This window comes from Variovorax sp. Soil_C_26, assembly GCF_057657075.1.
The window spans coordinates 183774-203751 of record NZ_JBDGJC010000005.1 but is presented as its reverse complement, the minus strand read 5'-3'; the positions used below and the strand labels follow the sequence as shown (position 1 = coordinate 203751).

16 protein-coding genes are annotated in these 19978 nt (G+C 68.9%); 2 read left to right on the top strand and 14 right to left on the bottom strand.

Annotated elements, in window-relative coordinates; all coding sequences use genetic code 11:
• Window positions 1-60 precede the first annotated feature (60 nt).
• A complete protein-coding gene (locus AC3A6G_RS16670; RefSeq protein ID WP_487874089.1) occupies window positions 61-1113 on the bottom strand; it encodes a histone deacetylase family protein in 1053 nt (350 codons plus the stop codon).
• A gap of 32 nt (window positions 1114-1145) precedes the next feature.
• Window positions 1146-6899: an excinuclease ABC subunit UvrA gene (gene uvrA, locus AC3A6G_RS16665; protein ID WP_487874088.1), complete on the bottom strand. Its 5754-nt coding sequence runs from the start codon at window positions 6897-6899 to the stop codon at window positions 1146-1148.
• A 171-nt stretch (window positions 6900-7070) separates the two neighbouring features.
• On the opposite strand from uvrA, the gene AC3A6G_RS16660 reads away from it, so the two are divergent.
• The gene (locus tag AC3A6G_RS16660; protein ID WP_487862376.1) at window positions 7071-8177 is read left to right on the top strand and encodes an ABC transporter substrate-binding protein; all 1107 of its coding nucleotides are present in this window, start codon (window positions 7071-7073) and stop codon (window positions 8175-8177) included.
• 33 nt (window positions 8178-8210) lie between these two features.
• On the opposite strand, the gene AC3A6G_RS16655 is transcribed toward AC3A6G_RS16660, so the two are convergent.
• The 9 genes from AC3A6G_RS16655 to AC3A6G_RS16615 all read right to left on the bottom strand — a co-directional run bounded on the left by AC3A6G_RS16655 (window position 8211) and on the right by AC3A6G_RS16615 (window position 15348).
• Complete coding sequence (locus AC3A6G_RS16655; protein ID WP_487862375.1) at window positions 8211-8354, bottom strand: hypothetical protein; 144 nt, start codon at window positions 8352-8354, stop codon at window positions 8211-8213.
• Between the two features lie 229 nt (window positions 8355-8583).
• Window positions 8584-10278, bottom strand: a complete 1695-nt coding sequence (locus AC3A6G_RS16650) for an MFS transporter (protein ID WP_487862374.1) — start codon at window positions 10276-10278, stop codon at window positions 8584-8586.
• 166 nt (window positions 10279-10444) lie between these two features.
• A complete protein-coding gene (locus AC3A6G_RS16645) occupies window positions 10445-11092 on the bottom strand; it encodes a 2-hydroxychromene-2-carboxylate isomerase (protein ID WP_487874087.1) in 648 nt (215 codons plus the stop codon).
• Complete coding sequence (locus AC3A6G_RS16640; RefSeq protein ID WP_487862372.1) at window positions 11089-11355, bottom strand: DUF1289 domain-containing protein; 267 nt, start codon at window positions 11353-11355, stop codon at window positions 11089-11091. The genes AC3A6G_RS16645 and AC3A6G_RS16640 overlap by 4 nt, the downstream gene beginning before the upstream one ends.
• Before the next feature lies 1 nt (window position 11356).
• Window positions 11357-11848 (bottom strand): YbaK/EbsC family protein, encoded by a 492-nt coding sequence (locus AC3A6G_RS16635; protein WP_487862371.1) that lies wholly within the window; start codon window positions 11846-11848, stop codon window positions 11357-11359.
• Window positions 11849-11917: 69 nt separating this feature from the next.
• Window positions 11918-12973, bottom strand: a complete 1056-nt coding sequence (locus AC3A6G_RS16630; RefSeq protein WP_487874086.1) for a threonine aldolase family protein — start codon at window positions 12971-12973, stop codon at window positions 11918-11920.
• Window positions 12970-13662, bottom strand: coding sequence for an amino acid ABC transporter permease (locus AC3A6G_RS16625; protein WP_487862369.1), 693 nt, complete (start codon window positions 13660-13662; stop codon window positions 12970-12972). Before AC3A6G_RS16625 ends, AC3A6G_RS16630 begins: the two co-directional genes overlap by 4 nt.
• Window positions 13663-13668: 6 nt before the next feature.
• Complete coding sequence (locus AC3A6G_RS16620) at window positions 13669-14418, bottom strand: amino acid ABC transporter permease (protein WP_487865623.1); 750 nt, start codon at window positions 14416-14418, stop codon at window positions 13669-13671.
• 27 nt (window positions 14419-14445) lie between these two features.
• Window positions 14446-15348 (bottom strand): amino acid ABC transporter substrate-binding protein, encoded by a 903-nt coding sequence (locus AC3A6G_RS16615; protein WP_487874085.1) that lies wholly within the window; start codon window positions 15346-15348, stop codon window positions 14446-14448.
• Between the two features lie 180 nt (window positions 15349-15528).
• Between AC3A6G_RS16615 and AC3A6G_RS16610 the strand changes: the two genes are divergently transcribed.
• Window positions 15529-16473 carry a LysR family transcriptional regulator gene (locus tag AC3A6G_RS16610; RefSeq protein ID WP_487874084.1) on the top strand — a complete coding sequence of 315 codons (945 nt, stop codon included), beginning with the start codon at window positions 15529-15531 and terminating at the stop codon, window positions 16471-16473.
• Between the two features lie 22 nt (window positions 16474-16495).
• On the opposite strand, the gene AC3A6G_RS16605 is transcribed toward AC3A6G_RS16610, so the two are convergent.
• The 3 genes from AC3A6G_RS16605 to AC3A6G_RS16595 all read right to left on the bottom strand — a co-directional run bounded on the left by AC3A6G_RS16605 (window position 16496) and on the right by AC3A6G_RS16595 (window position 19933).
• Complete coding sequence (locus AC3A6G_RS16605; RefSeq protein ID WP_487874083.1) at window positions 16496-17416, bottom strand: hydroxymethylglutaryl-CoA lyase; 921 nt, start codon at window positions 17414-17416, stop codon at window positions 16496-16498.
• A 124-nt stretch (window positions 17417-17540) separates the two neighbouring features.
• Window positions 17541-18710, bottom strand: a complete 1170-nt coding sequence (locus AC3A6G_RS16600) for an acyl-CoA dehydrogenase family protein (RefSeq protein WP_487874082.1) — start codon at window positions 18708-18710, stop codon at window positions 17541-17543.
• Entirely contained in the window at window positions 18707-19933 is a 1227-nt protein-coding gene (locus AC3A6G_RS16595) for a CaiB/BaiF CoA transferase family protein (protein ID WP_487874081.1), read from the bottom strand. Before AC3A6G_RS16595 ends, AC3A6G_RS16600 begins: the two co-directional genes overlap by 4 nt.
• Window positions 19934-19978 lie beyond the last annotated feature (45 nt).

The following is a 19978-nucleotide window of genomic DNA, read 5'->3' as shown; positions in this document are numbered from 1 at the left end:
TGCGCCGGGGCCGGAGGCAATCGGGGCAACCCGATGACTGTCGCGTGCGCGGCAGGGGGCCTATTTTCTCGCGGCCTGCGCGAAGCCCTGCAGCACGTTGACCGCATTCACGCCGACCTCGTCCACCGCATAGCCGCCTTCGAAGACGAAGACCGTCGGCAGGCCGGCGCGCGCGAGGTCTTCGCCCATGCGCAGGTAGTCGTCGCTTCGAAGGCGAAAGCCCGCGACGGGATCGCCTTCGAAGGTGTCGACGCCGAGCGAGACCACGAGCGCGCCGGCCTTCACAGCGGCGATCCGTTCGAGCGCGGTTTTGAGCGCCGCACGCCAGCCCGCGAAGTCGGTGCCTCGCGGCAGCGGCAGGTTGTGGTTGAAGCCCTCGCCCGCGCCGGCGCCGCGCTCGTCGGCATGACCGAGGTAGTACGGGTAGTCGGTCAACGGATCGCCGTGCAGGCTGGCGAAATGCACGTCGCCGCGTTCGTAGAAGATGGCCTGCGTGCCGTTGCCATGGTGGTAGTCGACGTCGAGCACGGCCACGCGCTCCACGCCCGCATCGCGCAGCGCCTGCGCCGCAACCGCGGCATTGTTGAGAAAGCAGTAGCCGCCGAAGAAGTCGGCGCCCGCATGGTGGCCCGGCGGACGCGTGAGCGCAAAGGCCGCGCCCGCTCCAGCGGCCACCCGCTGCGCCGCGGTCCAGGCGCAGGCGGCGCCGTGGCGCGCCGCGGCCCAGCTGCCGGCCATGAGCGGCGTGCCCGCGTCGAAGGCGAACAGGCCCATGCGCGCCGGAAAGCTCTTTGGCAGCACGTCGGTCCGCATGCCGCGCGTGGGCCAGTACGAAGGCAGCGCATCGCGCGCGGCGTTCGACGGATCGAGCGCCACCCACTCGTCCCACGCATGGGCGATGAAGTCGAGGTAGCGCGGCGCATGCACGCGGGCCAGCAGCGCTTCGTCGAAGGCATCGTCGGGCGCCGCGAGCGGGCCGAGGCCGCGGCGCAGCAGCTCGTCCTTCACATGGTCGACGCGCGCGGGCACCTCGAAGCAGGGCACCAGTTCGCCGCGGAACATCTCCACCTTGCCCTGGTGCAGCGCATGGCGGTCGTTGTAGATGGTGAGCATCCCGCCATCATGCCGGAGCGCGCTGAGCGCGCTCAGCGCGCCAGCACCGGCGCCAGCGCCACGCCGGTGTGCGTGCCGAGCCGCACAACCTCTTCGGGCGGCGCCGCCGCCACGATGCGGCCGCCGGCGTTGCCGCCTTCGGGGCCGAGGTCGATGATCCAGTCGGCCTCGGCGATCAGGTCGAGGTCGTGCTCGATCACGACCACGCTGTGGCCGCCGTTCACCAGCCGGTGCAGCACATGGATCAGCCGTTCGACGTCGGCCATGTGCAGCCCCACCGTCGGCTCGTCGAGCACGTACAGCGTGTGCGGCGCCTTCTGGCCGCGCCGGGTCACGTCGTCGCGCACCTTGCTGAGCTCGGTCACGAGCTTGATGCGCTGCGCCTCGCCGCCCGACAGCGTGGGCGACGGCTGGCCGAGCGTGAGATACCCCAGGCCGACATCCTTCAGCAATTGCAGCGGATGGGCGATGTTGGGCATGGCGGCGAAGAACGCCACCGCCTCGTCCACTTCCATCTGCAGCACCTCGCCGATGCTCTTGCCGCGCCAGCTCACGGCGAGCGTCTCGGGGTTGAAGCGCGCGCCGTGGCAGACCTCGCAGGGCACCTTCACGTCGGGCAGAAAGCTCATCTCGATGGTGCGCACGCCGGCACCGTCGCAGCCGGGGCAGCGGCCTTCGCCGGTGTTGAAGCTGAAGCGCGCCGGGCCGTAGCCGCGCGCCTTGGCTTCCAGCGTGTCGGCGAAGAGCTTTCGAATGGTGTCCCAGAAGCCGATGTAGGTGGCGGGGCAGCTGCGCGGCGTCTTGCCGATCGGGGTCTGGTCGACCTCGAGCACGCGGTCGACGGTCTCGTAGCCCTCGACCTTGCGGCAACCGGACCAGGCCGCGCGCTTGCCCGCGGCATCGGCGTCGCGACCGGCCTTGGTCATGCGCTGGATCACGATGCCCTGCACGCTGGCCAGCAGCACATCGCGCGCGAGCGTCGACTTGCCCGAGCCGCTGACGCCGGTCACCACCACGAGGCGGTGCAGCGGCAGCGTGGCCGTCACGTCCTGCAGGTTGTGCAGGTCGGCGCCGTGCACGGTGAGCCAGTTGCCGCTGCCCTCGGCCTTCGGATCGGGCGAGGGAATCAGGCGCCGGGCCTGCAGCGGATGCTTGATGGCGTCGCGCAGGTAGCGGCCGGTCTGCGACTCGGGCGCGGCCTGCACGTCGGCAACCGAGCCTTCGGCCACCAGGCGGCCGCCGCGCTTGCCGGCACTCGGGCCGATGTCGATGATGTGGTCGGCGCGCCGGATGGTGTCTTCGTCGTGCTCCACCACCACCAGCGTGTTGCCCTTTTCGCCGAGCTTGTGCAGCGCGTTCAGCAGGATCTGGTTGTCGCGCGCATGCAGGCCGATGGTCGGCTCGTCGAGCACGTAGCACACGCCCTGCAGGTTGCTGCCGAGCTGCGCCGCCAGGCGAATGCGCTGCGCTTCGCCGCCCGAGAGCGTGGGCGCGCCGCGGTCGAGCGTGAGGTAGCCGAGGCCCACCTCCTCGAGAAACTCGAGCCGGCTCTTGATCTCTGGCACCAGGTCGCGGGCGATCTCGGCTTCGCGCCCCGTGAGCGCCAGGCCCTCGAACCACTGCCGCACCTCGGTCACGCTCATGCGTGCGAGCTCGGTGATGCCGATGCCGCCCGAGCCGTCGCCCTGCGAGACGCCGAAGCTCACCGCGCGCGCGGTGGCATTGAGGCGCGTGCCTTCGCAGGTCGGGCAGGCGGTGTCGGCCAAGTCCTCCACCTCGGGTTCGGCAAAGGTCTGCTCGCGGCCCTTGCTGTCGTCGCCGAGCACCGAGTCGTCGAACACCTTGCGCTGGTCCTTGCTGAGCTTGACGCCGGTGCCCACGCAGTCGGGGCACCAGCCGTGCTTGCTGTTGTAGCTGAACAGGCGCGGGTCGAGCTCGGCATAGCTGGCGCTGCAGACCGGGCACGCGCGCAGCGTCGAGAACACATGGACGCGGCCTATGCCCGCGGCCGGCGCGCCGGCCATCATGGCGGCCCTGAGGCCGTCGAGTTCGCTCAGCACATGCACCACGCCCTTGCCGTGCTCGAGCGCCCGGGACAGTGCCTCGCGCAGCTCGGTCTCCTGTGACGGCAGCACGTCGAGGCTGGCCACCGGCAGCTCGATGCTGTGCTCCTTGAAACGGTCGATGCGCGGAAAGCCGGTGGTGGGCAGGAACTCGCCGTCTACGCGCAGGTGCGTGAACCCGCGCGGGCGCGCCCAGTCGGCCAGCTCGGTGTAGACGCCCTTGCGGTTGCTCACCAGCGGCGCGAGCAGGCCGATGTGCTGGCCCTTGAAGTTGCGCATCAGCTGCGCGGCGATGCTGTCGGGCGTTTGCGGCTGCACCGCCGCGCCGTCGCGCGTGCAGTGCTGCACGCCGAGCTTCACGTAGAGCAGGCGCAGGAAATGCCAGACCTCGGTGGTGGTGCCCACCGTGCTCTTGCGGCCGCCGCGCGACAGGCGCTGCTCGATCGCCACCGTCGGCGGAATGCCGTAGACCGCGTCGACCTCGGGCCGGCCCGCGGGCTGCACGATGCTGCGCGCATAGGCATTGAGCGATTCGAGGTAGCGGCGCTGCCCTTCGTTGAACAGGATGTCGAAGGCCAGCGTGGACTTGCCCGAGCCGCTGACGCCGGTCACCACGCTGAACTTGCCGCGCGGGATCTGGACGCTGAGGTTCTTCAGGTTGTGCTCGCGCGCATTGACGATCTCGATCGCCTTGCCGCCGGGCGTCGCCTTGGCATTGGCGACGTAGCGCCGCGCGGCGCGCTCGGCCACCTTGTAGGCCTCGGGCCCGACCGCGAGCTCGTAGTCGGCCAGCGCCGCGCCGGTGAGCGAGGCGCGGTTCTCGCGCAGCTGCTCGGGTGTGCCCTCGGCCACCACCCGGCCGCCGCCCTCCCCGCCTTCGGGGCCGAGGTCGATGCACCAGTCGCTGGCGCGGATCACGTCGAGGTTGTGCTCGATCACGATCAGCGAATGGCCCGCGTCGAGCAGCTTGCGCAGCGCGCGCATCAGCCGCGCGATGTCGTCGAAGTGCAGGCCCGTGGTCGGCTCGTCGAACAGGAACAGCGTGCCCCGGCGCGCGACCGATTGCCTGCTGGCCGTCGCGCTCTTGGCGGCGTCGGCCAGGAAGCCCGCGAGCTTGAGGCGCTGCGCCTCGCCGCCGCTCAGCGTGGGCACCGGCTGGCCGAGCTTGACGTAGTCGAGCCCCACGTCGGAGATCGGCTGCAGCACGCGCACCACGTCGCGGTCGGCCTCGAACACCGCGGCCGCCTCGGCCACGGTGAGCTCGAGCACGTCGGCCACGCTGTAGCTCCTGCCCTTGCGCTCGACCTTGACCTCGAGGATCTCGGGCCGGTAGCGCCGGCCGTCGCAGTCGGGGCAGCGCAGGTACACGTCCGACAGGAACTGCATCTCCACATGCTCGAAGCCCGAGCCGCCGCAGGTCGGGCAACGTCCGTCGCCCGAGTTGAAGCTGAACTTGCTCGCGGTGTAGCCCCGCTGGCGCGAGAGTGCGGCGGTGGCGAAGATCTCGCGGATCGCGTCCCAGGCGCCGACGTAGCTTGCCGGGTTGGAGCGCGCGGTCTTGCCGATCGGCGACTGGTCGACGAAGACCACGTCGCCGAGGTGATCGGCGCCGAGCATCCGGTCGTGCGCACCCGGCGTCTCGGTGGCCTTGCCGAAGTGGCGCATCAGCGCGGGCGCGAGCACGTCCTGCACCAGCGTCGACTTGCCCGAGCCGCTGACGCCGGTCACGCACACCAGGCGCGCGAGCGGAAACTCCACGGTGATGTTCTGCAGGTTGTGCTCGCGCACGCCCTCGAGGATGAGCCGGTGCGTGTTCTCGCTCACCAGCCGCTTGAAGCCCATGCCGATCTTCTTGCGCCCGCCGAGATACTGGCCAGTGAGCGTGTCGGCATCGCGCAGCTGGTCGGTGCTGCCGTCGAACACGATCTGCCCGCCGCGGATGCCGGGCCCGGGCCCCATGTCGATCACGCGGTCGGCCGCGAGCATCACGGCCGGGTCGTGCTCGACCACTACCAGCGTGTTGCCGGCATCGCGCAGACGCAGCATCGCTTCGGTGATGCGGTTCATGTCGCGCGGGTGCAGGCCGATGCTGGGCTCGTCGAGCACGAACAGCGTGTTGACCAGCGAGGTACCGAGCGCGGTCGTCAGGTTGATGCGCTGCACCTCGCCGCCGCTCAGCGTGCGGCTCTGGCGGTCGAGCGTGAGGTAGCCGATGCCCACGTCGTGCAGGTAGCGCAGCCGAGTGGTGATTTCCTCGAACAGCAGCTTCAGCGCCTGCGCCTCGCCTTCGCTCGCGGGTGTGCCGTTGCCGTGGTGCTCGACCCGGTCGAAGAACCGCCGCAGCCGCTCGATCGGCAGCAGCATCAGGTCGTGCAGGCAGAGGCCGGGCAGCGCCTCGAGCTGCGCGCGCGTCCACTTCACGCCCTGCGGCATGAAGCGCTTCTCGGGCGGCAGCACCGCGTCGGCGTCTTCCTTGCTGCCGATGCGCCAGAGCAGGCTCTCGAGCTTGAGCCGCGCGCCGCTGCACACCGGGCACGGCGTGTAGCTGCGGTACTTCGACAAGAGCACGCGGATGTGCATCTTGTACGCCTTGCTTTCCAGGTAGCCGAAGAAGCGGCGCACGCCGTACCACTGCTTGTTCCAGTTGCCCTGCTTGAAGTTGGGCGTGCCCTCGATCACCCATTGCTTCTGCTCGTCGGTGAGCTTGTACCAGGGCGTGTCGCGCGGAATTCCGGCCGCCTCGGCGTGGCGCATGAGGTCGTCCTGCGCCTCTTTCCAGGCCGGCGTCTGGATGGTCTTGATGGCACCGGCGCGCAGCGTGAGCTTGTCGTTCGGGATCACCAGTCCCAGGTCGACGCCGATCACGCGGCCGAAGCCGCGGCAGGTCTCGCAGGCGCCCACGGCCGAGTTGAACGAGAACATCGACGGGATCGGGTCGGTGTAGCGAACGTCGCTTTCGGGGCAGTGCAGGCCGGTCGAGAACTTCCAGACTTCGGCGGGCACGTTCTCGTCCGCTGCCAGCGCGTGCACGGTGACGCGCCCGCTGCCGCGCTTGAGCGCCACCTCGATCGCCTCGACCACGCGCGCGCGCTCGGCGCTCGACACGCGAAAGCGGTCGGCCACCACATCGAGCACCTTGCGCGGCCCCGTGGGCGTGGCCACCTCGCGCTCCGACTGCACGCGCGTGAAGCCGCTGGCCGAGAGCCACTGCGTGACTTCCTCGGCCGACGTGCCCGCGGGCAGCTCGACCGGAAAGGTGACCAGGATGCGCGGATCGCCCGCCGCCGCCGCGCGCTCGGCGATCCGGGCGTAAATGCTGTCGGGGGAATCGTGGCGCACCGGCAGCGCGGTCTCGCGATCGAAGAGCTGCGCCGCCCGTGCGTAGAGCAGCTTCAGGTGGTCGTTGAGCTCGGTCATCGTGCCGACCGTCGAGCGCGAGGAGCGCACCGGGTTGGTCTGGTCGATGGCAATGGCGGGCGGCACGCCTTCCACCTTGTCGACCGCCGGCTTGTCCATGCGGTCCAAGAACTGGCGCGCGTAGGCCGAGAAGGTCTCCACGTAGCGCCGCTGGCCTTCGGCATAGAGGGTGTCGAAAACGAGGCTCGACTTGCCCGAGCCGCTGGGCCCGGTGACGACCGTCATCTCGCCGGTGCGGATGTCGAGGTCGAGGTTCTGGAGGTTGTGCTGGCGCGCGCCGCGAATCCGGATGGAGCCCTGTGTCATGAGTGCCTTGGGGGGTGGGGCAAACATTCTAGGGAGCCAACCATGACGCTCAGGCGCCCCGCGCCAGATGCTCCGCGCCCGCGCAGGGGTTTGTACGGATGCATGTTGTGACAATTTATTAACAAATAGGACTTTTGCTTACGTCTAAGCCAGGCATCCGAAAGTGACTTCATGAACAAGCTGCACCTGCTCTGCGCCGCCCTGATGGCCGGGGCCGCCACCGCCGTCCCGGCGCAGATCCTGATCGGCCAGACCGCGGGCCTGACCGGCTCGGTCGCCGCCAGCGTGAACGAGACGATCGGCGGTGCCCAACTGGTGATCGACGCGGCCAATGCCGCGGGCGGCATCCACGGCGAGAAGATCGAGGTGATCCGCATGGACGATGCCTTCGACGTCAAGCGCGCCGGCGAGAACGCCCGCGTGCTGATCGAAGAGAAAAAGGTGGTCGCGCTGTTCCTGAGCCGCGGCACGCCGCATTCGCAGGCCATCGTGCCCTGGCTCGACCGGCACGAGGTGGCGCTGATCGCGCCCTCCACCGGCGCGATGGTGCTGCACAAGCCCGTGCAGAAGCATGTGTTCAACGTGCGTTCCACCTACCAGCGCGAGGCGGAGAAGGCGGTGCAGCACCTGCTGACCACTGGCATCTCGCGCATCGCCGTGGTCCATGTCACTGATTCGTTCGGTCTCGATGCGCTCGAGGGCGCGATGGCCGGCTTTGCCAAGGGCCAATCCAAGCCCACGGTGACGCTGCCGGCCGACCGCGACAAGCCCGACTACCCGGCGATCATTGCGGCCGTGAAGGGCGCCAATGCCCAGGCGGTGCTGTGGATCGGATCGGGCACGGTGGTGGTCGAAGGCATCAAGGCACTGCGCGCGGCCGGTTCCGCCGCGCAGGTGGTGACGCTGTCGAACAATGCGTCCTCGGGTTTCGTCAAGCAGCTCGGCGAAGCGAGCAAGGGCGTGATCGTGACGCAGGTCTTCCCGAACGAGCGCTCGATCAGCTACCCGATGGTCAAGGAAGCCCTGTCGCTGGCGCGCACCAAGGGGCAGGCCGAGCTGTCGCCAGCCGCGCTCGAGGGCTTTGCCGCCGGCAAGGTGCTGGTCGAGGCGCTGCGCCGCGCCGGGCCCAAGCCCACGCGCGCGAAGGTGCTGGCGGCACTCGACGGCCTGCGTGCCTACGATCTCGGCGGGCTGGAGGTGAGCTATTCGCCCCAGGACCATTCGGGCATCGACTTCGCCGATCTTTCGATCATCAGCGACGGCCGCTTCAAGCGCTGAGCCGGGCGCGCCCCGCGCCGCTCGCCTGCCGACCTATTTCTGGCCCGCGGGCGCAGGCTCGTGCATGACGTCGCCGCCGTGCTTCTCGCCGGACATGTCGATCTTGTCGCCGGCCTGCGAGATCACGTAAAGGGCGATGGCGGCAAAGATGACGAAGCCGATGGCGATCTTCCACATGGGTGCTGTCTCCTGGTGATGTCTGGGGTTCAAGAAAAGGGCCTCGTGCCGGACCGGCATGAAGCCCCTTTGTTGAACGGAAGGCCTACGCCTTCCTGAGAATTCCCGAAGCCCGCCGGCGCATGCGCCGCAAGCAGCTCAGCCAAGTGCACCCGCGGAACTGGCTTTGCCAGGCCGCTGGGTGCGCCCCCCAGTGGGGGGAGGCGCCGAAGGCGCTTCGGGGGGCGTCTCAATCATTGGCGTAGATGTCGACGTCCTTCGTTTCGCGGATGAACAGCGTGCCGATGACGAGCGTCATGGCCGCGATGATGATCGGGTACCAGAGGCCGTTGTACATGTTGCCGGTGGTCGCCACGATCGCGAACGCGGTAGTCGGCAGCAGGCCGCCGAACCAGCCGTTGCCGATGTGGTACGGCAGGCTCATCGAGGTGTAGCGGATGCGCGTGGGGAACAGCTCGACCAGCATGGCGGCGATCGGGCCGTACACCATGGTGACCAGCAGCACCAACCAGAACAGCAGCGCGATGACCACGGCCTTGTTCATCTTGACGGGGTCGGCCTTGGCCGGGTAGCCCGCGACCTTCAGGTCGTCGGCCACGGCCTTCTTGAAGGCGGCGATCTCCTTGGCGGAGCCCTCGTCGAACTTCAGGTTGACCACGTTGCCCACGGGCGCCTCGATGGTCTTGTCGCCGATCTTGACGATGGCCTTGGAGCCCGGCGCGCCCTCGACGTTGTCGTAGCTCACCGAGTTCTGCACCAGGTAGCGCTTGGCTATGTCGCACGAGCTGCGGAAGTCGATCTCGCGTGCCACCGGGTTGCCCTGGAACGAGCAGGACTTCGGATCCGCCGTGACCGTGACGCCAGCCGTCGCCTGGGCGCGGGCCAGGTCGGGGTTGGCGTACTCGGTGATCATCTTGAAGACCGGGAAGTAGGTCACCACGGCCAGCAGGCAGCCCGCCATGATGATCGGCTTGCGGCCGATCTTGTCCGACAGGATGCCGAACAGCACGAAGAACGGCGTGCCCAGCAGCAGCGAGGCGGCGATCATCAGGTTGGCGGTGGTGGGGTCGACCTTGAGCTGCTGCGTGAGGAAGAACAGCGCATAGAACTGGCCCGTGTACCAGACCACGGCCTGGCCGGCGGTCAGGCCGACGAGCGCCAGGATCACGATCTTGAGGTTCTTCCATTCGCCGAACGACTCGGCCAGCGGCGCCTTCGAGGTCTTGCCTTCGGCCTTCATCTTCTGGAAAGCCGGCGATTCGCTCAGCGACAGCCGGATCCACACCGAGATGCCGAGCAGTGCGATCGACACCAGGAACGGAATGCGCCAGCCCCAATCGCCGAACGCCTGTTCGCCGAGCCAGGTGCGCACGCCCAGGATCACCAGCAGGCTCAGGAACAGCCCGAGCGTGGCGGTGGTCTGGATCCACGAGGTGTAGGCGCCGCGCTTGCCGTGCGGGGAGTGCTCGGCCACGTAGGTGGCCGCACCGCCGTACTCGCCGCCGAGCGCCAGGCCCTGCAGCATGCGCAGCGCGATGAGGATCACGGGTGCGGCGACGCCGATGGTCGCGTAGCTGGGCAGCAGGCCGACGATGAAGGTCGACAGGCCCATGATCAGGATCGTGACCAGGAAGGTGTACTTGCGCCCGATCATGTCGCCGAGGCGGCCGAACACGATGGCGCCGAACGGACGCACCAGGAAGCCCGCGGCAAAGGCCAGCAGCGCGAAGATGAAGGCCGCGCCCGCATCGAGGCCGCTAAAGAACTGCTTCGCGATGATCGCGGCGAGCGAGCCATAGAGATAGAAGTCGTACCACTCGAACACCGTGCCCAGGGAGGAAGCGAAGATGACCTTCTTTTCCTCCGCGGACATGGGCCGGGGGGCCGGATGCGGCACCCCCTTCGAATCCAGTGTCGTTGCCATTTGCGTCGTCTCCTGTGTAATGCGTACGTTCGACCCCGGCATCCGGGACCGTGACGCATTCTTGGAGCCGCGACTGACCCGAGCCTTTCGCGAAACTGAATCGACGCTTACGAATTAGGGTGAAACCCGCGGGGCACGTTTCAGCTTGTAAGAAATCGTCGTTTTGTCAGCCTTTGCTGCTGCGCAACATGGACGGGCGCTGGGCGGCGCCGTCCCATTGCGTGCCAGCAAACCACGGATCGCCCGCAAGGTAGCCGCGCAGCATCGAGAGGCCGTCGAAGCCCCAGAACAACCGGCCGTCGACCACGCAGGCCGGCGTGCCGAACACCCCGGCCTGGATCGCCTCGTCGGTGTTGCGCTTGAGCAGCGCCTTGTTCTCGTCGCCGTTGGCGTCGCGCAGCGGCGTGCCGAGTTGCGCCGCCGCCGCGGCCAGGCGCGCGGGATCGGCGGCTTCCTCGCCACCGCGCCATACATGGCGAAACAGCGTCTCCGCGGCGAGGCGGCTGATGCTGCCGTCGCTCGACGTCGCCAGCGCGAGCCGCAGGTGCGCGAGTGGGTTGTACGGGTGCGAGGCCGGCATCTCGATCTGGATGCCGTTGGCATGGCCGAGCCAGAGCACATGGCGGTAGGTCCAGGCGCGCTTGGCCGGGATCTCGGCCGGGCCGAGCTGGCCGTGGTGCTTGAGGATCGCACCGAGCAGCACGGGCTTGTAGGCCACGCTGTAGCTCAAGCCTTCGAGCGCCTGCGGCAGGTGCTCGAACGCGAGGTGCGCGTAGGGCGAGATGAAGTCGAGATAGAAGTCGATGTGCTTCATGTGTCGTTGTCTCCAGATGGGTCCGGCATGCGCCAGATGCCGGCGCGTGCCCGCCACTCTATCGCGCGCCACACGCCGCGCCGGCCATCGTCGTCCATGCGGCTCCAGCCGGCGATCTCGGGGATGGTGCGCAGGCACCCTTCGCACAAGCCGCTCAGGCGGTCCATGCGGCAGACCGAGGTGCACGGCGACGGCGTGGCGTCCGCCGACTGCTGCACGGCGGCCGCACGTTCGGCCAGTGTTCGCGCCGCGTCGAGGTTCACGTCACACGACGTCTGCCACGGGCGCGCCGTCGGTGAGCTTCTCGAGGTCGTGCGGCCGCAGCTGGAACACCGCATGCGGATGGCCGGCCGCGGCCCAGATCTCGTCGAAGCGGAACAGCTCGCGGTCGATCAGCACCACCGGCTTCGTTGCATGCGCCACCGGCGACACGCCGCCGATCGTGAAGCCCGTGCGCGCCTTCACGAACTCGGCGTCGGCGCGGCCGGTCTTGCCGACCAGCGCATCGACCTTCTTCTCGTCCACGCGCTTGTCACCCGAGGTGATGACCAGCACCGCCGCGTCGTCGCTCTTGCGCCGGAAGATGATGCTCTTGGCGATCTGTCCGACCGCGATGCCGAGCGCGTCGGCCGCCTGCTGCGCGGTGCGGCAGGCGTCGTCGAGCATGCGCGGCGCGTGTGGATGGCCCGCGTCCTGTAGGGCGCGCGCCACGCGCTGCACGGAATCGGGAAGGGAGTGGAGTTCAGCGCCGCACATCGTGGTTCAACGGAAATGAAGAAATACGGCGCCGATTGTCGGCCATGCGGCGGTGCCGCGCTGGCGGGCCTACCCGGCCAGCACGCGCTCGAAGGCGTTCACGGCCCGTGCGATCGCCGCATCGTCGATGTGGCGGTGCGTCACGCAGCGCAGCGCGCGCGGCCCCCACGGCCGCACCTGCAGGCCGGCAGTGCCCAATGCCGCCACCCAGTCGCCGCTGCTGCGGCCGGTGGCCGAGACATCGACCAGCACGATGTTGGTCATCGGCCGCGAAATCTCCAGTGCCGATCCGAGGGCGCGCAGTGCTTCGCTCAGGCGCTGCGCACGCGCGTGGTCTTCGCCGAGCCGCTGGCCCATGGTCTGCAGCGCTTCCAGGCCGAAGGCCGCCAGCACGCCGATCTGCCGCTGCGTGCCGCCGAGCATGCGCCGCAGCGTGCGCGCCCGGTCGACCAGTGCGCGGCTGCCCACCAGCACCGCGCCGGCCGGTGCACTCAATCCCTTCGACAGGCACAGCGAAACGCTGTCGACATGCTGTGCCAGGTGCGCCACCGGCGCGTGCAGCGCCACTGCGGCGTTGTACAGGCGGGCGCCGTCGAGGTGCACCGCCGCCCCGTGGCGCTGCGCCAGCGCATGCACCTGCGCCATGTGCGCGAGCGGCAGCACCGCGCCGCCGGCGTTGTTGTGCGAGGTTTCCATGGCCACCAGCGACGTGCGCAGCCGATGGCCGCCGGCCGAGAGGTCCTCTTCCAGCTGGTTCGCGTCCATGGCGCCGTCGCTGCCGGGAATGCCGACATAGAAAGCGCCCGTCAACGTGGCGCTGCCGCGCTCGGCCGTGATCATGTGGGCGCTGGCCTCCGTCACCACCTGGCCATGGCGCGGCACCTGCGCCAGCACCGCGAGCAGGTTGCCCATGGTGCAGGTGGGGACGAACAGGCCGGCCTCCTTGCCGAGCTCGACGGCGGCAAAGGCCTCGAGCTCGACGGCCGTGGGGTCGCCGTCGAGGCCGTCGTCGCCGAGCGCCGTGCTGCGCGCCCGTTCGAACATGGCATCGGTCGGCCGGGTGACGGTGTCGCTGCGCAGATCGACGGCGTCAGCGGCTTCGGAAAGGATTGTCTGGGTGCTCATCGGATGACGGTCTTGCGTTGTTCCAGCAGTCGAACGATCTGCGAAGCGGTGCCGCAGATCACCATGTAGACGACTGCGACGAACAGGTACATCTCGACCAGCCGGCCGTCGCGCTGGCCGACCTTCGCGGCGGCACCGAGAAAGTCCGTCAGCGACAGCACATAGACCAGCGAGGTGTCCTGGAAAAGGATGATCAGCCGCGTCACCAGCGCCGGCATCATGTTGCGCACGGCCTGGGGCAGCACGATGTGGCGCAGGCTCTGCCAGTGCGTGAGCCCGAGTGCCTGCGCCGCGGCGGACTGGCCGCGCGCGATCGACTGGATGCCGGCGCGCATGATCTCGCAGAAGTAGGCGGCCTCGAACAGCGTGAAGGTGATCACCGCCGACTTGAACGCCCCCACCGCCACCGGCCGCGAGGCGCCGGTGATCCACGCGCCCAGGTAGGGCATGAGGAAATAGAACCAGAAGATCACCAGCAGCAGCGGCACCGAGCGCAGCGTGTTGACGTAGATGCCCGCCGGCCAGGAGATCAGCCGGCGCGGCGACAGCCGCGCGATCGCCAGCACCGTGCCGAGCGCCAGCCCCATCACGGCGGAGAGCCCGGCCAGGGTGAGCGAGAAGCGCATGCCCTCGGCGAAGAGGTAGGGGGCCGCGTCGAGAATGACCGACCAGTCGAAGGAATAGGCCATGCGTGTTCAGCCCTTGCGGTCGCCCGCGCCGATCAGCCCCGGCACCGCAAGCCGGCGCTCCATGCTGCGCATGCCGAGCACCACCACGCCGTTGATGACCAGGTAGCCCGCTGTCGCGGCGCTGAAGGCCTCGAAGATGTGGAAGGTGTATTCCTGCATCGAGCGCGCCTGGCCGGTGAGCTCCAGCAGGCCGATCGTCAAGGCCACCGACGAATACTTGATGATGCCGGTGAACTCAGAGGTCAACGGCGGGATCACGATGCGCATGGCCTGCGGCACGATGACGTGGCGGTAGAGCTGGAACTCGGTCAGCCCCATCGCGGTGGCGGCGTTGAACTGCCCGCGCGGCAGCGACTGGATGCCCGAGCGCACCTGCTCGGCCACGCGCGCCGACCCGTAGAAGGTCAGGCAGGCCAGGGCGGGCAGAAACTGGCCCCAGGGTTGCGGCATCTGTTTCATCGCGTCGCCCCACGCCTTCGGCAGCAGTTCGGGCAGCACGAAGTACCAGAGGAACATCTGCACCAGCAAAGGCACGCTGCGGAACGCCTCGACGTAGATCGTCACGCCGAACCGCCAGCCGCGCCCGCTGGTCGTGCGCATCACGCCCAGCAGGCTGCCGCCCAGCAGCGCCAGCACCCAGGCCACCAGCGCCAGGGCCAGCGTCCAGCCCACGCCGACCAGCAGCATCTCCCAGTAGGGGTTCACCCCGTCCAGCGACAGCTCCTGGAAGACCGCCCAGCTCCAGTCGTAGTTCATGCGCGTGCGCCGTGCCCAGCGGGAGCGTTACTCGTAGGCCTTCGGGTCGCCCGAATCGGTGGGCTTGGCCAGCGCCCGCTTGAGCGCGTCGCTCATCGGAAACTGCAGGTTGATCTGCTTGGGCGGGATCGGTACATTGAAGTACTTGTCGTACAGCTTGGCGACAGTGCCGTCCTTGATCAGCGCCACCACGGCGTCGTCGACCACCTTCTTGAAAGCAGGGTCGTCCTTCGGCTCCACGATCCCGTAGGGCGCGAGTTCGAGGCCGCGGGTGCCGACCACGAAGTCGGCAGGGTTGCGCGCCGAGGCCACCGCGCCGTAGGCCAGGCCGTCGTCGCTGATGGAGCCGGCGGCGCGCCCGGTTTCCACCATCAGGAAGCCTTCGGCCGTGTTCTTGGCGGGCGCCACCGTGATGCCCAGGTTCTCGCGCGCATTGATCTGCGAGATCAGCTTGAAGGTCTGGCCGCCGGCCTGCGCGGCAATGGTCTTGCCGCGGAACGAGGCCGGGTTGTTCACGTCCACGCCCGCATCCTTGCGCGCCACCAGCACCACCTGCGCCACGAAAGTGGTCGGTGCGAACGAGACCATCTTGTGGCGCTCGGGCTTGTTGGTGGTGTTGCCGCACTCCAGGTCGATCGTGCCGTTGGCCAGGAGCGGCAGGCGGGTGGCCGAGGTGGTCGGGTTGTAGCGCACCTGCAGCGTCTCGAGCTTGAGCGACTTCTGCACCGCGCGCGCCACGTTCTCGCAGATCTCGACCATGTAGCCGACCGGCTTCTGGTCGCCGTCGAGGTAGGCAAAGGGCACCGAGGTTTCGGGATGCCCCAGCACGATGGCGCCGGTTTCGCGGATCTTCTCGAGGCGGCCGGCCTGAGCCTGGGCGGCGACGACCAGCAAGGCGGCGCCGAGAACGATCGATGGACCGAATTTCATGTTTTCTACCCCTTCGGTTTGGTATGGCGGGCGGACCGCTTCCGGCGGCTCGCCCGAGGCTGCTGCCCCCGCGAACTGTTCGCTGTAGGCGGCGTGTAACGAAAAAGTATGCTCGGTCTGCGCCATGGCGGCCAATGCCGCTTCACCAGTCTTCCATACAGATCTGATATGACTAACCGCATGGCCTTGCGCCACATCGAAGCCTTCAACAGCGTGATCCGCCTGGGCACCATGACCGGTGCCGCGGTGGCGCTGCACACCTCGCAGCCGCAGATCAGCCGGCTGATCGGCCAGCTGGAAGCGATCGTCCAGTTCAAGCTGTTCGAGCGCAGTGGCAGCCGGCTGAAGCCGACGCTGGAGGGCCTGCGCTTTCACAACGAGGTGCGCAAGACCTTCGACGGGCTGACCAGCCTGGAAGCGGCGGCCACCCACATCCGCGCATTCGGCACGCAGCGCCTCAGCGTCGCCGCCATGCCGCGGCTGGCCGGCGGGCCGATGGCCCGCGCCGTGGCCAGCTTCAAGCTGGCCCATCCGCGGGTGCTGGTGGCCATTCACTCAGGCGATGCGCAGGCGGTGCACCGCTGGGTTCATTCGGGCTTCTGCGATGCCGGTCTCGCCATGCTGTACGACGAAGAGGCCGATGCGCAGGACCTGCAGGTCGAGGTGCTGCACCGCGCGAACTTCGTGGTGGTGCTGCCGCCCGACCATCCGCTGACGCAGCTTCGGGTGGTGCACGCGCGCGACCTTGACGGCCACGCGCTCGTCGCCGCGGCCCAGGGCAGCAGCCTGCGCCAGCGCTGCGACCTGCTGCTGGCCGAGGCCGGTGCCAGTTGCACCATCACGGCCGAGGCCAATCTCGGTTCGACGGTTTGCGCGCTGGTGGCGGCGGGCATCGGCATCGGGCTGATCAACCCGCTGGCCGCGCAGGACGAATTGCGCGAGGCGCGGCTGCAGGTGCGGCCGTTCCTGCCGGAGACCTCGATGTCGGTGGCGCTGCTGTACCCGACGCAAATGGAGCAGCACCGGCTGGTGCAGACCTTCGCCGACTCGGCGCGCGGCGCCTTGCGGCGTGAGTTCGCGAGCCTCCCGGGCACGGCGGCGGCCGCGCCCGACGGCAGCGCCTGAAGCGGAGGCGCGCGCCCCCCGCCTATCCCGCGCGTTTGGTGCGGATCGCCTTCGACGCGCGCGAGTTCGGCTCGCGCCCGAGCGCCTCGCTGATGTACACGCCCGCGTCGATCAGCCGGTCGAGGTCGATGCCGGTATCGATGCCCATGCCGTGCAGCATGTAGACCACGTCCTCGGTCGCGACGTTGCCGGTCGCGCCCTTGGCGTAGGGGCAGCCGCCCAGCCCGGCGGAGGACGACTGGAAGTTCCAGACCCCCATCTCCAGCGAGGCCAGCGTGTTGACCAGCGCCTGGCCGTAGGTGTCGTGGAAATGGCCCGATATCTGGTCGACGCCGAAATGCGCCAGCGTCGCCTCGATCGCGGCCTGCACCTTGCGCGGCGTGCCCACGCCGATGGTGTCGGCCACGTCCACGCGCTGCACGCCGATGTCCTTCATCAGCCCGGCCAGCATGCCCACGCGTTCGGGTGCGATGTCGCCCTCGTACGGGCAGCCCACGGTGCACGACATGGCGCCGCGCACGCCGATGCCCTTCGCGCGCGCCGCGGCCACCACGGGCGCGAAGCGTTCGATGCTCTCGGCGATCGAGCAGTTGATGTTCTTCTGGCTGAAGGCCTCGCTCGCGGCGCCGAACACCACGATCTCGTCGGGCCACTCTTCGCGCGGCGCGGCGATGGCGGCCTCGAAGCCCTTCATGTTGGGCGTGAGCACCGAGTAGCGCACGCCGGGCTTGCGCCGGATGCCATGCATCACCTCGGCGTTGTCGGCCATCTGCGGCACCCACTTGGGCGACACGAAGCTGGTGACCTCGATCTCCGTCAGGCCGGTCTCCTGCAGGCGGTGCACGAGGGCGATCTTGACTTCGGCGGCGACGGGCTGCTTCTCGTTCTGCAATCCGTCGCGCGGGCCGACATCGACGAGCTGGACCTTGGCGGGGAGTTTCATGGCGTGTCTCTGAAGAAGAAAAAACCGTTCGGCGATTGTCGGCCACCTGCACCGCACGTGCGGCGCGAGGGGTTGCAATGCGCGCCAGCGGGGTTGCAGATCGCGCCAGTCGGGCCGCGACGCTTCAGTACGACTTGGGCAGCCCCAGCGCCTTTTCCGCAATGAAGTTCAGGATCATCTGCGGGCTCACGGGCGCGATGCGCGGGATGTAGCTCTCGCGCAGCAGCCGCTCGACGTGGTATTCCTTCGCGTAGCCCATGCCGCCGAGCGTGAGCACCGCGTTCTGGCAGGCGTCGTGCGCGGCTTCGGCCGCCAGGTACTTGGCGGCGTTGGCCTCGATGCCGCAGGGCGCGCCGGCGTCGTACAGCGTGGCGGCCTTGAGCATCATCAGGTCGGCCGCCTCGAGGTTGGCCCAGGCCCGCGCGAGCGGATGCGCCACGCCCTGGTTCTGCCCGATGGGCCGCCCGAACACCACGCGCTCCTGCGCGTACTGCGAGGCGATGCGCAGCGCGGCGCGGCCGATGCCGATGGCTTCGGCGGCGATCAGGATGCGCTCGGGGTTGAGCCCGTGCAGGATGTACTCGAAGCCGCGCCCTTCCTCGCCGATGCGGTCTTCCTCCGGCACCGCGAGCCCGTCGATGAAGAGCATGTTCGAGTCGACCGCCGCGCGGCCGAGCTTGTGGATCTCGCGCACCTCGACCTTGCTGCGGTCCAGCGCGGTGTAGAAGAGCGTGAGCCCCTGCGTGGGCTTCTTCACCTGGTCGAGCGGCGTGGTGCGCGTGAGGATCAGCATGCGGTCGGCCACCTGCGCGGTCGAGATCCAGATCTTGCGGCCGTGCAGCAGGTAGCCGCCGCCGGGCTGGCGCACGGCCTGCGTCTTGAGGTGCGTGGTGTCGAGCCCCGCGTCGGGTTCGGTCACCGCGAAGCAGGCCTTTTCGGTGCCCGCGATGAGCGGCGGCAGGAAGCGCTGGCGCTGCGCGTCGCTGCCGAACACCACCACCGGGTTGAGCCCGAAAATGTTCATGTGCACCGCGGAGGCGCCCGACATGCCCGCGCCCGAGGCGCTGATGGCGCGCATCATCAGCGCGGCCTCGGTGATGCCGAGCCCCGCGCCGCCCTGGGCCTCGGGCATTGCGATGCCGAGCCAGCCGCTCTGGGCCACGGCGCGGTGGAATTCGTGCGGGAACGCGGCGCGTTCGTCGTGGTCGCGCCAATACTCGATCGGAAAGTCTTCGCACAGCCGTTCGATGGCCGCGACCAGCGAGCGCTGGTCTTCGTTCAGGGAAAAATTCATTTGCCTTCTTTCTCGGGTGGATCGGGCTGCAGCGTGATGCCGCGCGCGCGCATCGCATCGATGGCCGCTTCGTCGTAGCCGGCTTCACGCAGCAGCTCGACGCTGTGCTCGCCAATGCGCGGCGCGGGGCGGTGCAGCGAGGCGGGCGTGGCGCTGTAGCGCCCCACCGGCGCCATGGTGCGGATGCGGCCTTCGGTGGGATGGTCGACCTCGGGAAAGAAGCCGACCGCGCGCAGGTGCGGATCGCCGAGCAGGCTCTCGGTGCTGTGCAGCCGTGCGACGGGAATGTCGGCCGCTTCGAGCAGCGCGAACCATTCGTCGCTGCTGCGCGTGGCCATGACCTCGGCCACGAAGGCATAGACCTCGGCGATGTGCGCCGCGCGCGCGGTGTGGGAGCCGAACATCGGCGAGTGGCGCAGCTCGGGCCGGCCGATCACGTCGAAGAAGGCCAGCCAGTGCTTGTCGTTGTAGATCAGCACGCTCAGGTGGCCGTCGGCCGTGGCGTAGGGTTTGCGGTGGGGCGCGAGCAGACGCGCATAGCCCGTGGGGCCGAGCGGTGGCTCGAAGCTCTGGCCGCCGAGGTGGTCGCCCATCACGAACTGCGAGAGCGCCTCGAACATCGGGACTTCCACCGCCTGGCCCTGGCCGGTGCGTTGCGCATGCAGCACCGCGGCCAGCAGTGCGATGGCGGCCTGCAGCCCGACCGCGCGGTCGGCGAGGGTGACCGGCGCATAGCGCGGCGCGCCGCCGCTTTGCTGCGCGAACAGCGAGGCCACGCCAGCCGCGCCCTGGATCAGGTCGTCGTAGGCGGGCTTGCCGGCATAGGGGCCCTGCTCGCCGTAGCCGAAGGCGCCGAGATAGACGATCTTCGGATTGGCCGCCGCGACCGCCTCGTAGCCCAGGCCGAGCCGCGCCATCGCCTGCGGCCGCGTGTTGTAGATCAGCGCATCGCAGCCCGCCGCCAGCCGCAGGCAGGCCTCGCGGCCTTCGGGCTGCTTGAGGTCGAGCACGATCGAGCGCTTGTTGCGGTTCAGGTGCAGCGCCATGGCGCCCATGCCCGCATGGCGCATCGGCCCGACGGCGCGCAGGTTGTCGCCCGAGGGCGGTTCGACCTTCACGATGTCGGCACCGAGATCGCCGAGCGTCTGGGTGGCGTAGGGGCCCATCACCACGGCCGTGAGGTCGAGGATGCGGATGCCCTGGAGGGGGCCGGTGATGTTCATGTCTTGGCTCCTTCCCCCTCTGGGGGAAGGTTGGGATGGGGGCGG